The sequence below is a fragment of the Vannielia litorea genome, from assembly GCF_018424695.1.
Classification (GTDB): domain Bacteria; phylum Pseudomonadota; class Alphaproteobacteria; order Rhodobacterales; family Rhodobacteraceae; genus Vannielia; species Vannielia litorea_A.
The window spans coordinates 1-13,555 of record NZ_QTNQ01000095.1 but is presented as its reverse complement, the minus strand read 5'-3'; the positions used below and the strand labels follow the sequence as shown (position 1 = coordinate 13,555).

17 protein-coding genes are annotated in these 13,555 nt (G+C 66.0%); 9 read left to right on the top strand and 8 right to left on the bottom strand.

Going from position 1 to position 13,555, the window contains the following annotated elements:
* The first annotated feature begins 158 nt into the window (after positions 1-158).
* Complete coding sequence (locus tag DYI42_RS20740; protein WP_213548606.1) at positions 159-833, top strand: DNA alkylation repair protein; 675 nt, start codon at positions 159-161, stop codon at positions 831-833.
* A gap of 54 nt (positions 834-887) precedes the next feature.
* Here the strand turns inward: DYI42_RS20740 and DYI42_RS20735 are convergent, their stop codons facing one another.
* Entirely contained in the window at positions 888-1,313 is a 426-nt protein-coding gene (locus DYI42_RS20735) for a D-galactarate dehydratase (protein WP_342344709.1), read from the bottom strand.
* Positions 1,314-1,481: 168 nt separating this feature from the next.
* On the opposite strand from DYI42_RS20735, the gene moaA reads away from it, so the two are divergent.
* Positions 1,482-2,486 (top strand): GTP 3',8-cyclase MoaA, encoded by a 1,005-nt coding sequence (gene moaA, locus DYI42_RS20730; protein WP_213548602.1) that lies wholly within the window; start codon positions 1,482-1,484, stop codon positions 2,484-2,486.
* A gap of 12 nt (positions 2,487-2,498) precedes the next feature.
* Here moaA and DYI42_RS20725 read toward each other — a convergent pair whose 3' ends face one another.
* From DYI42_RS20725 to coaD, 3 genes are all read right to left on the bottom strand, one after another.
* Positions 2,499-2,912, bottom strand: coding sequence for a hypothetical protein (locus DYI42_RS20725; protein WP_213548600.1), 414 nt, complete (start codon positions 2,910-2,912; stop codon positions 2,499-2,501).
* A gap of 140 nt (positions 2,913-3,052) precedes the next feature.
* Positions 3,053-3,850, bottom strand: a complete 798-nt coding sequence (locus tag DYI42_RS20720) for a glycosyl transferase (protein ID WP_213548598.1) — start codon at positions 3,848-3,850, stop codon at positions 3,053-3,055.
* 19 nt (positions 3,851-3,869) lie between these two features.
* A complete protein-coding gene (gene coaD, locus DYI42_RS20715; RefSeq protein WP_213548596.1) occupies positions 3,870-4,361 on the bottom strand; it encodes a pantetheine-phosphate adenylyltransferase in 492 nt (163 codons plus the stop codon).
* Between the two features lie 199 nt (positions 4,362-4,560).
* Between coaD and DYI42_RS20710 the strand changes: the two genes are divergently transcribed.
* The 3 genes from DYI42_RS20710 to DYI42_RS20700 are packed head-to-tail and all read left to right on the top strand — an operon-like array spanning position 4,561 to position 6,725.
* Positions 4,561-5,001: a DcrB-related protein gene (locus DYI42_RS20710; protein WP_213548594.1), complete on the top strand. Its 441-nt coding sequence runs from the start codon at positions 4,561-4,563 to the stop codon at positions 4,999-5,001.
* Between the two features lie 3 nt (positions 5,002-5,004).
* Positions 5,005-6,009 (top strand): M91 family zinc metallopeptidase, encoded by a 1,005-nt coding sequence (locus tag DYI42_RS20705; RefSeq protein ID WP_213548592.1) that lies wholly within the window; start codon positions 5,005-5,007, stop codon positions 6,007-6,009.
* A complete protein-coding gene (locus DYI42_RS20700) occupies positions 6,006-6,725 on the top strand; it encodes a hypothetical protein (protein WP_213548590.1) in 720 nt (239 codons plus the stop codon). Before DYI42_RS20705 ends, DYI42_RS20700 begins: the two co-directional genes overlap by 4 nt.
* Positions 6,726-6,848: 123 nt before the next feature.
* Here the strand turns inward: DYI42_RS20700 and DYI42_RS20695 are convergent, their stop codons facing one another.
* Positions 6,849-7,283 carry a CBS domain-containing protein gene (locus DYI42_RS20695; RefSeq protein ID WP_213548588.1) on the bottom strand — a complete coding sequence of 145 codons (435 nt, stop codon included), beginning with the start codon at positions 7,281-7,283 and terminating at the stop codon, positions 6,849-6,851.
* 57 nt (positions 7,284-7,340) lie between these two features.
* Positions 7,341-8,234 (bottom strand): LysR family transcriptional regulator, encoded by an 894-nt coding sequence (locus tag DYI42_RS20690; protein WP_213548586.1) that lies wholly within the window; start codon positions 8,232-8,234, stop codon positions 7,341-7,343.
* 108 nt (positions 8,235-8,342) lie between these two features.
* On the opposite strand from DYI42_RS20690, the gene DYI42_RS20685 reads away from it, so the two are divergent.
* Positions 8,343-9,842 carry a CoA-acylating methylmalonate-semialdehyde dehydrogenase gene (locus tag DYI42_RS20685; RefSeq protein ID WP_213548584.1) on the top strand — a complete coding sequence of 500 codons (1,500 nt, stop codon included), beginning with the start codon at positions 8,343-8,345 and terminating at the stop codon, positions 9,840-9,842.
* Positions 9,843-9,903: 61 nt separating this feature from the next.
* Here DYI42_RS20685 and DYI42_RS20680 read toward each other — a convergent pair whose 3' ends face one another.
* Positions 9,904-10,638, bottom strand: coding sequence for a sulfotransferase (locus DYI42_RS20680; protein WP_213548581.1), 735 nt, complete (start codon positions 10,636-10,638; stop codon positions 9,904-9,906).
* A gap of 11 nt (positions 10,639-10,649) precedes the next feature.
* On the bottom strand, positions 10,650-11,558 hold the full coding sequence (locus DYI42_RS20675; RefSeq protein WP_342344708.1) for a glycosyltransferase: 909 nt from the start codon (positions 11,556-11,558) through the stop codon (positions 10,650-10,652).
* Between the two features lie 336 nt (positions 11,559-11,894).
* On the opposite strand from DYI42_RS20675, the gene DYI42_RS20670 reads away from it, so the two are divergent.
* The 3 genes from DYI42_RS20670 to DYI42_RS20660 form a co-directional block, all read left to right on the top strand.
* Positions 11,895-12,311 carry a hypothetical protein gene (locus DYI42_RS20670; protein ID WP_213548577.1) on the top strand — a complete coding sequence of 139 codons (417 nt, stop codon included), beginning with the start codon at positions 11,895-11,897 and terminating at the stop codon, positions 12,309-12,311.
* 66 nt (positions 12,312-12,377) lie between these two features.
* A complete protein-coding gene (locus DYI42_RS20665; RefSeq protein ID WP_213548575.1) occupies positions 12,378-12,692 on the top strand; it encodes a hypothetical protein in 315 nt (104 codons plus the stop codon).
* A gap of 121 nt (positions 12,693-12,813) precedes the next feature.
* Positions 12,814-13,555, top strand: a 742-nt coding sequence (locus DYI42_RS20660) for a carboxylate-amine ligase (protein WP_213548573.1), incomplete at its 3' end; no start/stop codon positions are given.

Here is a 13,555-nt window from a genome sequence, read left to right as displayed (position 1 = left end):
GCCGTCGCCAAGGGCACCGACGTCGACCAGCCCCGCAACCTCGCCAAATCTGTCACAGTCGAGTAGCGCCCCACACAGTCCCATTTTCTTGCTGAAAATATCTCCGGGGGTGTGGGGGCTGGCCCCCACTCCGCCCTCTCCGCCACAGGCCGAAACCGATGACCCCTGACGCTGCCCTCACCGCCCTGCGGGCCCTTGCCGAGCCTGGCCGCGCCGAGGGCATGGCGGCCTATCACAAGCAGAGCCGCGAGGTTATCGGCATCTCCAACCCGGCGCTCAACGCGATCACCACCGACTGGCGCCGCACCCTCCCCGTGCCCGAGCGCGTCTCCCTCGCGGGCGCGCTCTGGGAGACCGATATCTTCGAAGCCCGCATCGCGGCCGCCAAGCTGCTCACGCAAGCCCGTATCCGCCCCGATGCAGAGGCCTGGCAACTCATCGCCACATGGGCCCACGACCTCGACTCATGGGCCATCGCCGACCATGCCATGATGGCGGCCCAGAAGCGCCTTGCAGCCGATCCCGCCCGCCTTGACGAAGTCGAAGGCTGGACGACGAGCGAAAACCTCTGGACCCGCCGCGCCGCCCTCGTCGCCACGCTCCCCTTCGCCAAGAAAAATCACCCCAACGCCACCGAGGCCGAGGTCCGCGCCCGCGTTCTCGGATGGGCCGAAGGCTACGTGTCAGATAAGGAATGGTTCATCCAGAAGGCCGTCGCCTGGTGGCTGCGCGACCTCTCCAAACACGACGCCGAGGCAACCCGCGCCTTCCTCGACGGCCCCGGCAAAGGCCTCAAGCCCTTCGCCCGCCGCGAAGCCGCCAAACACCTCTAGGAAAGGCAATCAGCCCACGCCCCCGGGGCGAGGACGCCTCGAAGGGCGGACGAGCTACCCCGCGGACCCGGCGTAAACCAGCAGTTCCGGCAGCCCCGTCAGCGGCGCGCCCAGCACCTGGAACGCCGGCAGGCTCACCCGCGTGCCGGATCCCGGCTCGCCGCCAGAAGGCCGAAGTTCCACCTGCACCGAGTTGCCATTGCCCGGGTACACCAACCGCCCGGCCTGCGCCGTGTTCACCAGCGGTGTCTCGGCCCAGAAGCCCGGATCGGTCGGATCGCCCAGCGAGGCAATCGTGCTGCCCAGCTCACGCTCGGCGGCCACCGGCGCTGCGGCGGCGGCCTGCTTTTCCTCATCGGTCGTGGTGTCGAACTGGTCGGCGGTGCGTGCATCTGCGGGCGGTGGCGGGGCCTCCGCGGCCACGGGTGCCACGCTCTCCCGCGCTTCGGATTCGCCCGCCGGACCAGCCTTCGGTTTCACCGCGAACGGACCCTCCGCACAGCCCGCCAAGAGCGCCGCTACCGCCGTTATCCCCAGAAATCTCCGCATCGCCTGCACACTCCTGCTCCGTGCCACCTTGGTCGCAACTCTGCCGAACGGGCCGCAATTCACCTTGCCGCTCCGCCCCTTGAGGCCTACCTATACCCCATGGAAACACCCCTTATCGACCCCTTCCAACGCGCGATCACCTACTTGCGCGTATCGGTGACCGACAGATGCGATTTTCGCTGCGTCTACTGCATGTCCGAAAACATGACCTTCCTGCCGAAGAAGGAACTGCTCACGCTGGAAGAGCTCGACGCCGCCTGCACCAGCTTCATCGGCCTCGGCGTGAAGAAGCTTCGCATCACCGGCGGCGAACCGCTGGTGCGCAAGGGCATCATGACCTTTTTCGAGGGGATGACCCGGCACCTGGAGTCCGGCGCGCTCTATGAGCTGACCCTCACCACCAATGGCTCCCAGCTCGAGCGCTTCGCGCCCCAGCTCGCGGCGGCGGGCGTCAAACGCATCAACGTCAGCATCGACACGCTGGACGAAGAGAAATTCGCCCGCGTCACCCGCTGGGGCCGCCTGCCCCAGGTGTTGCGCGGGCTCGATGCGGCGCAAGCCGCCGGCCTGCGGGTCAAGCTCAACGCCGTGGCACTCAAGGGCTTCAACGAGGATGAGCTCTTCACCCTCACCGAGTTCTGCGCCGCCCGTGACATGGACCTGACCTGGATCGAAGTCATGCCCATGGGCGATCTCGGCAACGAAGACCGCATCGGCCAGTACTGGTCGCTCAAGGATCTGCGCGCCAAACTCTCTGAGCGCTACACCCTGATCGACCTCGCCGAGCGCACCGGCGGCCCGGCCCGCTACGTGCAACTGCAAGAGACGGGCCAAAAAATCGGCTTCATCACCCCGCTGACGCACAACTTCTGCGAAAGCTGCAACCGCGTGCGGATGACCTGCACCGGCGAGCTCTACATGTGCCTCGGCCAGGAAGACCGCGCCGACCTGCGCGCGCCGCTGCGCCAATTCGGCCCCGGCCCCGAGTTCGAAGAGGCGATCCGCGCAGCCATCGCCCTCAAGCCCAAGGGCCATGATTTCGACTATTCGCGCCAAACGGTCGAGGGGCAGGTCTCCCGGCACATGAGCCACACCGGCGGGTAAGCCGCGCCGCAACTAGAACCGTGCGCCGTGCCCGCCCCAGCTCCACTTCGGCTTGCCCTTGGGCGCCCGGGTGCCAGTGGAGGCACAGTTGGCCTTGGCCGTCTCCAGCGCCTTCACGCTCTTCACCGTGTTGAAGAAGCGGAAATCGCGCATAATCACCTTGCCGTTCATCGACAGCGTGAGGTTGCGCAGATATTCCGTAGCCGAGCGCCGCAGCATGGCATCCCGATGCACGCCCACACCGCAAATCTCGATGATCCCGTCCACCACGATCATCCGCATCTTGAACTTGTAGCCCTTCGGGTTGGTGCTTGGCTTGATCTCGTCGGTGATGAACTCCTTCGTCACCGGGATCTGGCGCACCACCTTGGGCTTCGCCTCGACCACCGTCCCCATCGCCACGGCGCCCATAGCGACCGCAATCATCACACAGTTACGCAACTTCATGAGATCGTCTCCAATTCCATTCCCGGCTCGAAGGCTAAGCCCTCAAACGCCCGCCGCAACCCCCGCAGGCCAAACCTGAGGTGACGGCGTAGCCGCCCGGACGAAAATTCACGATTTGCTCACGCCCACTCCGGGCCGAGGTCTTCCCGCGCGCGATCAATCCAATGCTCCGCGAGCCAGGGCGTCGGTTTGCAATAGCGCAACCAGGAGCCGGAGTAGCCCTCAACCGCCTCGTGCATTTTCGGGTTTCCGTGAAAGCACACTACCTTCGCCGCTTCCGGCAGCTTGGCCGGAACCAGCCAATTCACCGGCGGCAGGCCGAGGCAATCATGCTTGAAGCTCACCACCTCGTCGCCGGGAAGATAGGCAAACTCACCCCGCGCCTGCGCCAGCGTCGAGGTATACCGCTGCTCGCTGCCCCGCGCCTTCTCCACCTCACCCTTCGGGTCGGCGGCAAGCGTTTCGTAGAGCCAGCCATGCAGCGCCGGGTCGAAGCGGAAGACAGAGCCATGGCCCGTCTTGCGGCCCCGCCGGGCCTCCACCCAATCGGCTCGCATCGCCACCTTGCCGGGGGCAAAATTCAAGAGCCCGTCGAGCGGCCCCGTCACCACCACGTCAAGGTCAAACCCCAGCAGCGGGCCGTCGAGATCCAGTATCAGCCCCGGCCGGAACAATGACACCTTGCGCATCGCCCCCTGCCGGTTGGCCACGGCGAGCGCTGCGTCCATCTCGGCCAGAAAGGGCTCTACCGGCAGATCGAGCACCTCCACATCGGGGTGCAGACCCGCGCGCTCCTCTGTCATGCAGAAAAAGCGGACATCCTCGCTCAGATGCCGCCGCGCGCCGGAGTAGAGCCGGTTCACGTATTCGGGGCCAAAGAGCGTGCCCCACTTGATGCATATGACATTGGCAACCATGCGCGTTGCCCTACCCGGCTCAGGCGAACTTGGCCAGCAGCTTCTCGCGCACCGCCGGGCTGACGAACTTCGAGATGTCACCATCCAGCCGCGCGATCTCCTTCACCAGCTTCGAGGCAATCGCCTGCCGCTCGGCGCTGGCCATCAGGAACACCGTCTCGATGCTGTCATCGAGCTGCCGGTTCATGCCAACCATCTGATATTCATACTCAAAATCGGCAACAGCCCGCAGGCCGCGCACGATCAGGCCGGCGCCGACGTCACGCGCGCAGTCGATCAGCAGGTTCTCGAACGGGTGCACCACGATCTCGCAGCCAGTGCTCTGCGCAATCTCGCGGCACGCCTCACCCACCATCGCCTCGCGCTCCTCCAAGTCGAACAGAGGGCCCTTGTCGCGGTTGATGGCAACGCCGATCACCAGCCTGTCCACCAGGGCGGTGGCGCGGGTGATGATGTCGATATGGCCCAAAGTCACCGGATCGAATGTGCCCGGATAAAGCCCCACACGCATGGCTGTCCCTCCCTCGCGCCGCGGATCGCGGGCAGAAAACACCAGCCGTTCCCCGGGGGCAAGGCGAAAGCCGGGTGCGGGCCGCAAGAATCTTTCGCACGGAATATTCACGCCGGGCGCAGTTGAAAGGCCCCGATAGCCCGCTTAACTTTACGTCAATTGATACATTACGCCTTTTTCATACCGTCGAGTCATCATCATGGAAGATATCGACCTCAAATTGTTTCGCGCCCGGTTGCCGGAAGGCTGGGACACACAGGTTATGGTCACCTGCGCCCCGGCGCCCGGGGTTGAACCCCGCCGCTCGGTCGTCTTCATGCGCAAGAGCATGGACGGCGCCGAGAGCCTTGCCGACTTCGCCGCAAGCCAGCGTGATGAGCTGGCCCGTCAACTCACCCAGTTCTCCCTGCTCTACGATGCGCCCACCGAACTGGCCGGGCAGACCGTGCCGCTGATCGTCTTCGGCTGGCAGGCCGATGCCGGGCGGCTGACCCAGGTGCAGGCCTACTTCCCAGCCGAGGCGGGCGCGGCCTGGATTGTGACGCTCTCCTCCGGCACCGAGGATTACGACGCGCTCCTGCCCGAGTTTCAGGCCATCCTCGGCAGCTTCCAGCCGACCGACGCCATCGGAGGGACGTGAGCCATGTTCACCACGCCCGCCACACGCATCACCGACCGCACCAGCCACATCGTGCCCGCCGTTGCGGCCCTTGCTGCGGCAATGACAGCCGCCTGCGCCGCTGCCGATGCGCTGCTGAGCTCCCCTGTCATGAAAACCCCCGCGGGCGGCGCCGTGGCCGCTGGCATCGCTGGCGGGCTGGCCGCCATGGGGATGATGTTCAACGCCATCCCGCCCACCGGCGCCGTGCCCTCCATCGGCTTTCCCACGGTGCTGACCGGCAGTCTGCCCCAGGCCCGCACGCTCGACCAGCACGGCTGCCTCTTCCACGGTCCCAACACCGTGACCCAGGGCGCGATGACGGTGCTGACCGGCGGCCTGCCCACGGCGCGGGTGATGTCGCTCACCGCCTGCTCTGCCGTCTGCTCCTCGGGGCAATACAACGTGCTGATCGGCGGCGGCTCGGTCACCATCCCGATCGACGTGCAGGGCACCGATGCCTTCCGTCTCGAAGTTCAGAACGCCGCCGCCACGCTCTATGGCACGCCCACGGGCCGCGAGATCTTTCGCGGCATCGCGGACTCGGGCAACATGGTCGAAATGCATGAGTACACCGGAAACAACGGCTTCTGCACGCCGAACAACGGCACCGATGCCCAGGACGGCACCGGCACCGGCAGCCGTGTGGACTGGAACCCGACCTACGATGACCGCGCCTCTTTCCCGGGCCAGACACCCACCATCGTGCTGGGCCACGAGCTTGTGCATGCCTATCACAACGCGCAAGGCACCCAGGCCACCGGCCCGATGGACAGCTACCCCGGCCAGTCCGGCAGCTCCAACCGGGGCGAAGAGCGCGCCACCGTCGGCACCCGGGGCACCTCCATCACCGATCCGGCAGGCAACACCGTGCCGGTGCCCGACCACGGAGCCGATGTGCCCACCGAAAACTCGCTGCGGCGCGATCTTGGCGTGCCCGAGCGCCCCACCTACTACCCGCCCACCTGGACCGGCGGGCCACCCTGGTGAAGCGCCGCCACGCCCTGCTGGCGGGTCTCTCCGCCTTCGCCCTTGCCCCGCTGGCCACCGCCTGCAACATCGGCGCGGGCAGCAAGGCGGGCTCTGCCACCGCCGGCCCCCGGCCTCCCGCCTCAGGCCCCGCGAAAGGAACCGCGACCATGGAACAAGACGGCCTCACCCTGCGGGCCCGCATCGAGGCCCAACCCGACGAGAACGCCCTCACCCTCGCCTACCGGGTCGACAACCAGGGCGCCGGCCCCGCCTATGTCTATGACAAGCTCGTGCTGCACGATCCCGAGCGCGGCCAAATGGCCGACGCCGGGCGCGCCTATGTCTACCCGCTGCCCGACGCGGGCGAGGTTCTGGTGATGAAAGACGTGCCACCCCTGCCCGAAGGCCTCCAGCCCACCCAGCTCGCGGTGCCGCTGATGGTGCGCCTCGCGCCCGGTGACGCCATCGAAGGCGCCCTGCGGTTTTCGCTGCCACTGCGCCCGTGGCGCGAATACCTCAACAACGAGCTGGCCTTCCCCCGGCAGGACACAGTGGAGGTGCTCCGCCTGCGCATCGGCTACGCGCTACCACCCGAGGGGGCCGAGGAATCATCCTTCGCCTACGCCGGGGAAACCGCCTTCAATTTCCGAAATCCGCCCGGCGTGCGGCACAGGCAAAGCGCGCTGGAACTGCGCTTCGAAACCCCGGGCTTGCCGATCTTCCTGCCGGAATAGACGCTGCGTCAGATCCGATATGCCGCGCCCGCGGTGGCCCCGCCCCGATCTGCTTGGCTCTGCGGCACACCCCGCCTAGCGTAGGGTGCGCATTCATGGCGCACCCGCCCCGGCAGCCAGGGCTCAATGCCCCATGATCATCCCTTCCAGCGCGTCCTTCTCCATCGCAAGCTCTGCCAGCCGCGCCTTCACCACGTCACCGATCGAGATCAGCCCGATCATCTCGCTGCCATCCAGCACCGGCATGTGGCGGAAACGCCCTTCGGTCATCTTCTCCAGCACGCTCAGCGCCGTCTCTTCCTTCGTGCAGGTGACAAGCTTGGTGGTCATCAAGTCGTCCACCACGTCAGAAAGGCACCCCGGCCCGCGCTTTCCCAGCTCGCGCACGATGTCGCGCTCCGAGAGGATGCCGTCGGCCGTCTTGCCGTCGGACGATACGATCACCGAGCCGATCCGCTTTTCCGAAAGCAGCTTGGCCGCATCGGCAACCGAGCTTCCGGGCTTCACACAAAGCACGCCGTCGCCGCCCTTGTCCTTGAGAATCTGTTGCACAAGCATGGCTTAACCTCCAACGTCGCCCGTTTGGGTTGAGGGTCGCGCCAGCCGCCGCACCTGTCAAGCCTCGCCTTCCAGCCGCTCCACTTCTGCGCGAAGCCCCTCGCAAAGCAGGTCGGCAAATCGGCTGAGCCGCCGCACGCGCCGGTCATCGGCATGGCGCACCAGCCAGAAGGTGCGCTTCAGCTTCACCTCTTCGGGCAAAACCGCTTGAATCCCTGGCACGGTGCCCATGGCAAACCCGTGCACGATCCCGATGCCCGCGCCCTGCCGGATCCAGTTGAACTGCACCGAAACCGAGTTGGAGGCCAGTTGCACCCGCTCCAGCCCCAGCTCTCCGAGGTAGTCCAGCTCCTTGTCGAAGATCATGTCGGGCACGTAGCCCACCAGCCGCTTGCCGCGCAGATCGTCCAGCGTCTCCACCGTGTTGTGCCGAAGCCAGGGGCGGGCGGCGGCGAGGTAGAGGTGATAATCGGTGATCTTCTGCACCGTCAGCCGCCCCGCCGTGGGCCGTGAGACGGCAATCGCCAAATCGGCTTCCCTGCGGTTGAGGTTGAAGACACGCGGCAGCGAAACCACCTGAACCTCCAGCTCGGGGTGGGCATCGCAAATCCGGCTGACGACCTGCGGCAACAGAAAGTTGGCGCAGCCGTCGGGCGCGCCCACGCGGATCGTGCCGGTCAGCCTGTCTTCCTGCCCGCGCACCGCATCCTCGGCCGTCAGCATCGCCTGCTCCAGCTCCTCGGCGTGGGGCATCAGCCGCTCGCCCGCCTCGCTCGGCGCATAGCCCTGCGGCGACTTCAGAAAGAGCGGCGCACCGAGGCTCTCCTCCAGCCGCTGCACCCGGCGGCCCACCGTCGCCGGGTCCAACTTCAACGCATTGCCCGCCCCGGAAAGGCTGCCTTCTCGGGCGACAGCAATGAAAATCCGCATGTCGTCCCACGACACGGCCATCCTTCTCTCCCATGCATTTTTGCAAGACGTGTTTGCCAAACTGCCGCTTCTACCGGGATAATTGCAAGGGTATGGTCGGCGCGACCCGAAAACAGGAGGAGTTCCGCCATGGGCGAGATCGGACATTTCATCGACGGCAAGAAAACCGCAGGCACATCCGGCCGCACCGCCGACATCTACAACCCCGCCACCGGCGAAGTGCAGGCCAAGGTCGCCCTCGCCACCAAGGCCGAGGTTGATGACGCCGTGGCCCGCGCCGCCGAAGCCCAGAAGGCTTGGGGCGCCACAAACCCGCAGCGCCGCGCCCGGGTGATGATGGCCTTCGGCGCCCTCATCAACAAGCACATGGATGAGCTGGCCGAGCTTTGCGCCCGCGAGCACGGCAAGACCCTCCCCGACGCGCGCGGCGACGTGCAGCGCGGGCTGGAGTTCGTCGAAGTCTGCATGGGCGCGCCCCATATGCTCAAGGGCGAATACACCAACGACGGCGGCCCGGGCATCGACCTCTACTCCATGCGCCAGCCCCTCGGCGTGGTCGCAGGCATCACCCCCTTCAACTTCCCGGCGATGATCCCGCTCTGGAAGATGGCCGGCGCACTGGCCTGCGGCAACGCGATGATCCTGAAGCCCTCAGAGCGCGTGCCCTCCACCGCCATGCGCCTCGCCGAGCTGCTGCAAGAGGCCGGCCTGCCCGACGGTGTGCTGCAAGTGGTCAACGGCGACAAGGAGGCGGTCGACGCCCTCCTGGACAACGAAACCATCCAGGCCGTCGCCTTCGTGGGCTCCACCCCGATCGCGCAATACATCTACGCTCGCGCCACCGCCAACGGCAAACGCTCGCAGTGCTTCGGCGGCGCGAAAAACCACATGATCGTCATGCCCGACGCCGATATGGACAAGGCCGCCGACGCGCTGGTGGGCGCGGCATACGGCGCGGCGGGCGAGCGCTGCATGGCCATCTCCGTCGCCGTGCCCGTGGGCCAGAAAACCGCCGACACCCTCGTCGAAAAGCTGGTGCCCCGCATCGAGGCCCTCAAGGTCGGCCCCTATACCTCCGAAAGCGACGTGGACTATGGCCCCGTCATCACCGCCGCCGCCAAGCAGCGCATTCTCGGGCTGATCGACTCCGGCGTCGAGCAAGGGGCCGAGCTTGTGGTCGATGGCCGCGACTTCTCGCTGCAAGGCTACGAAGAGGGCTATTTCGTCGGCCCCCATCTCTTCGACCGGGTCACACCCGAGATGGACATCTACAAGGAAGAGATCTTCGGCCCCGTCCTCACCCAAGTGCGCACCGAAAACTACGATGAGGCGCTGAACCTGGTGATGGACAACCCCTACGGCAACGGCACCGCCATCTACACCGCCGATGGCGACACCGCCCGCGACTTCGCCCACCGGGTCAACGTCGGCATGGTCGGCATCAACTTCCCGATCCCGGTGCCGCTCTCCTACCACACCTTCGGCGGCTGGAAGAAATCCGGCTTCGGCGACCTCAACCAATACGGCCCCGACGCCTTCCGCTTCTACACCCGCACCAAAACCGTCACCGCGCGGTGGTTCTCGGGCATCAAGGACGGCGGCGAATTCGCCTTCAAGCAGATGGACTGATCGCCCAGCTGCTACAGTTACGCCAAAGGCCCGGCCTGCGCCGGGCCTTTTCGCTTGTGACCTACCCCTTGTTCAGATGCGCCTCGGCATCGACATGCGCCCTCCCGGGCAGGCAAAATTCCAGAATCTCCGCCCTTCCCCCCCGCGTGGTCATATGCTCCAGCCCAAACACACGGAGGCTCTCCGGAAACGCCTCCTCCAGCGCACCAACACGCGCATAATAGTCGTCGTAATAGCGCGCGACATAGTCTTCCAGCCTGCTGCCATCCGGCAGATCGTAGCCCGGAAAGTTCTTGTCCCAGATCAGGTCACTCACCCAACGCTTGTCTGCACGCGGTAGCCAATGGTTGCGAACCTGAGGCGGCTCCCACCACCTGCGCTTTACCCGTCCGCCATGGTCGGTCAGCTTTCGCACAAAGCTGCGCACGGTTTCGTCGCGATCCCGGCGCAGCACCGGAAACCGCGCTCCCGGCGCCTGCTCCAGAATGAACGCGACATAGGGAAGGTAGTAGCTGGCCACGTCACCCAATGCCGTGACTTGCTCCAGCGCTCCCAGTCGTGCCAACCCGGTCTCGCGCTCCGGCACCACGCGATCGGCGGTCACCCAGCGTGGGCCACCCTCGCCAATCGCTCCGAAGTCGCGCAAAAGCGACCCAACTGTTGCCTCCGCCCCCTCCCAAGCCATCACCGACGGTGCCAACTCGTGGAAACAGCAGACGTCAGGCTGCCTGTTCAGAAGCGCTGCCAGGCTCGTTGTGCCACACCGGCCCGAGCCAAGTCCGAAGATCAGTTCCATGAGCCTTCCAGTTATCTGCGCGCCCGAGAGCCTTCGACATGCAGGGCCTCGCTCTGCGGCGCATAGTGGCGGCTGCGCACGCCAAGTGTGCCGCCCACCAGCCCGGTGGCGAGCGCGACCTTTCTGACGATCCGCACCAGCAGCTCCCGGCCGCGCGCACGGCGTATGACGCTGACAACCGGCAGCGCCAGCGATAACGCCACCGCCTCGGCAAAGCGTTGAGACGCCTTCTTCAGGCTCTCGCGCCGCCCGAACCCTTCCCGCTGCGCGCGCATCCGGGTCTGGTCGCGCATCCGCTTGTATTGATAGCGGAGCGTGAGCCGCTGGGGCGGCTGCACCTCTTCCACCACGGCGCCCGGCACCCAGCCGTTGCGCGCTCCCGTCGCCAACATGTCCTGGCTGAACTTTGTGTCTTCGCCACCACTGTCTGCGGTTGCCGGATCAAACCACAACTGGCGGCTCCGTGCAGCGTCTACGCGCAAGCACCAGTTGTTGGTGTAAACATCCACATGCTGGTCACAATCGCGGGTTGCCATGTCCGATCGCCCAACGGCCTCCCGCTCCGCTCGCTGGCGGAGATCATCCAGGATCGTCAACTGTAGCGCGGTCAGCCTGCCTTGGGGGGCGAGCGGGGTTACAGGCCCGCCGGCCAGATCAAGCCCGCGCGACCGTGCGCTGTCCAACATCATCACCAACCAGTCCCGAGCGACCACCTCGTCATCATCGATGAAGGTCAGATAATCGGCACTGAGTTCTTCGGCGGTCTCGAGAACCCGGTTGCGGGCAAAGGGGATGCCGCGGCGCGGCTCGAGGCGTAACAAGACCGGCTCCGCTACCCTTTCGGCGAACTGCGCCACCGTGGTGCTGGTGCTTTCACTATGCTCGCCTTCATTCTCGACCAGAACGAAGACCAAATCCACGCCCTCTGGGCGCTCCATCCGCTCGAAACTCTCAAGCAATCGCTTCAGACCTTCCGGCCTGCGGCGCGTAATTGCTCCAACTGCAACCCGCATCTCGGCAACTCCCGTCCTTTACGCCGCCCGGGACCCGCCCAACCAGCTGAAACGTAGAAATCCGAGAGCGGTCTGCACCATCCAGACCAATACCTTCAACCCACGGTGTACGCTTTTCGTGCGAAGAGCGGGGTTTCGCCGCAGCCTCGCCGCGCCTGCCGCCACGTCACGTTTCATCCATGTTGCATGGACATACTCCTGCCGTCCGGTAAAACGGCGCTCCGCCCCCGGAAAGGACCACCCATGCCCCTCAGTTACCGCATCTTCGCCGACATCGGCCTCGTCTACGTTCGATACGAGGGTTACGCCCAGATTTCCGAAACCATGGAAATGTTCGGCCGCTACATGGCCGACCCCGATTTCCGCCCCGGCCAGAAGCAACTGGTCGATCTCTCCCCCGTCACCTCCTTCGACACCGATTACCCAACGCTTCTGGCCATCCAGGCCAAAAAGGCCGAGGCCTTTCTCCAGGGCCCGGAAACCATCATCTGCTACTACGCCCCCACGCCCCGCACCCGCGAAATGTCCAACCTCGTGATGCGCAGCTGGGCCGAACTGGATGCCATTGTCGCCGTCGTGCAAGACACCGAGGCCGGCGCGCTCGAGGTGCTGGGGCTGGCCGAAAAGAGCTTCAACGACCTCGCCCGCCGCTCCGCCTGACCCTGCCCGCGGCGGAACCCCTGGCCCTGTCCCGGCGTTGCTTTGCCAACCGAAAGGACAGAACCGATGAAACACCGCCTCCTTCCCGCCGCGCTGTTGGCCACCATGGCCGCCGCCCCCCTCGCCGCCCAAACCTTCGTCTCCCCGGTCTGCCCGACCGATACCACCCGGGTGGGCAACGATTGCATCGCCGCCAACGGCACCGTGATCAAACGCTTCGACATGCCCCAGATCGAGGAGGATGACGTGCAGGTCTATGACCTGACCTCCGACAGCCCCCTTGCCGAAGGCGGCCTTGGCGATGGTGAGCGCGTTGTCATCCAGGAAGACAACGCCTTCGTCACCGACCTCGACACCAACCTCACGGTCATCGCCGACTGACGACCGCCCAGGCCCGGGCCACATCGCGCCCGGGCCGCGCTCCCATGCGCCGCGCACGCGTCTTTTTCTTCCCCCCGGCGCGCCCCTCTGCCAGTCTTGGACGGCAACCAGGGAGAACGCCATGGCCGTCACCACCCCCAGCTTCACGCTCGGCATCGAGGAAGAATATCTGCTGGTCGACCGTGACACGCTCGACCTCGCCCGCGCCCCCGAAGCGCTGATGGAGGCCTGCGCCGCCGAACTGGCCGAACAAGTTTCCCCCGAATTCCTGCAATGCCAGATCGAGATCGGCACCCGGGTGTGCGAAAACATCGGCGCCGCCCGGGGCGAGCTCCAGCGCCTGCGCGGCACCGTCGCCCGCTGCGCCGCCGAGCACAACCTCGCCCCCATCGCCGTCTCCTGCCACCCCTTCGCCGACTGGAAGGACCAGCCCCACACCGACCGCGAGCGCTACAATGCGCTCAGCCAGGATCTCGGTGGCGTCGTCCGCCGGATGCTGATCTGCGGCACGCACGTCCACATCGGCATCGAGGATGACGACCTGCGCGCCGACCTGCTGCCACAACTCTCCTACTTCCTCCCCCACCTCCTCGCCCTCTCCGGCTCCTCCCCCTTCTGGCAGGGGCAGGACACCGGCCTGTCGTCCTACCGCCTCACCGTCTTCGACAACCTCCCGCGCACCGGCCTGCCCCCCAACTTCTCGAGCTTCACCGAATACGAGCGTACGGTGCAGGTGCTGATAGATCTCGGCGTGATCGAGGACAGCACCAAAATCTGGTGGGATCTGCGCCCCTCCCACCGCTTCCCCACGCTCGAAACCCGCATCTGCGACGTCTCCCCCCGGCTGGAAGACACCCTCACCC

Bases quoted from the DNA above. Each gene is read 5' to 3' on its own strand.
- DYI42_RS20740 (WP_213548606.1), top strand. From the start codon at position 159: ATGACCCCTGACGCTGCCCTCACCGCCCTGCGGGCCCTTGCCGAGCCT.
- moaA (WP_213548602.1), top strand. From the start codon at position 1,482: ATGGAAACACCCCTTATCGACCCCTTCCAACGCGCGATCACCTACTTG.
- DYI42_RS20725 (WP_213548600.1), bottom strand. From the start codon at position 2,912: ATGATTGCGGTCGCTATGGGCGCCGTGGCGATGGGGACGGTGGTCGAG.
- DYI42_RS20720 (WP_213548598.1), bottom strand. From the start codon at position 3,850: ATGGTTGCCAATGTCATATGCATCAAGTGGGGCACGCTCTTTGGCCCC.
- coaD (WP_213548596.1), bottom strand. From the start codon at position 4,361: ATGCGTGTGGGGCTTTATCCGGGCACATTCGATCCGGTGACTTTGGGC.
- DYI42_RS20710 (WP_213548594.1), top strand. From the start codon at position 4,561: ATGGAAGATATCGACCTCAAATTGTTTCGCGCCCGGTTGCCGGAAGGC.
- DYI42_RS20705 (WP_213548592.1), top strand. From the start codon at position 5,005: ATGTTCACCACGCCCGCCACACGCATCACCGACCGCACCAGCCACATC.
- DYI42_RS20695 (WP_213548588.1), bottom strand. From the start codon at position 7,283: ATGCTTGTGCAACAGATTCTCAAGGACAAGGGCGGCGACGGCGTGCTT.
- DYI42_RS20690 (WP_213548586.1), bottom strand. From the start codon at position 8,234: ATGGCCGTGTCGTGGGACGACATGCGGATTTTCATTGCTGTCGCCCGA.
- DYI42_RS20685 (WP_213548584.1), top strand. From the start codon at position 8,343: ATGGGCGAGATCGGACATTTCATCGACGGCAAGAAAACCGCAGGCACA.
- DYI42_RS20680 (WP_213548581.1), bottom strand. From the start codon at position 10,638: ATGGAACTGATCTTCGGACTTGGCTCGGGCCGGTGTGGCACAACGAGC.
- DYI42_RS20670 (WP_213548577.1), top strand. From the start codon at position 11,895: ATGCCCCTCAGTTACCGCATCTTCGCCGACATCGGCCTCGTCTACGTT.
- DYI42_RS20665 (WP_213548575.1), top strand. From the start codon at position 12,378: ATGAAACACCGCCTCCTTCCCGCCGCGCTGTTGGCCACCATGGCCGCC.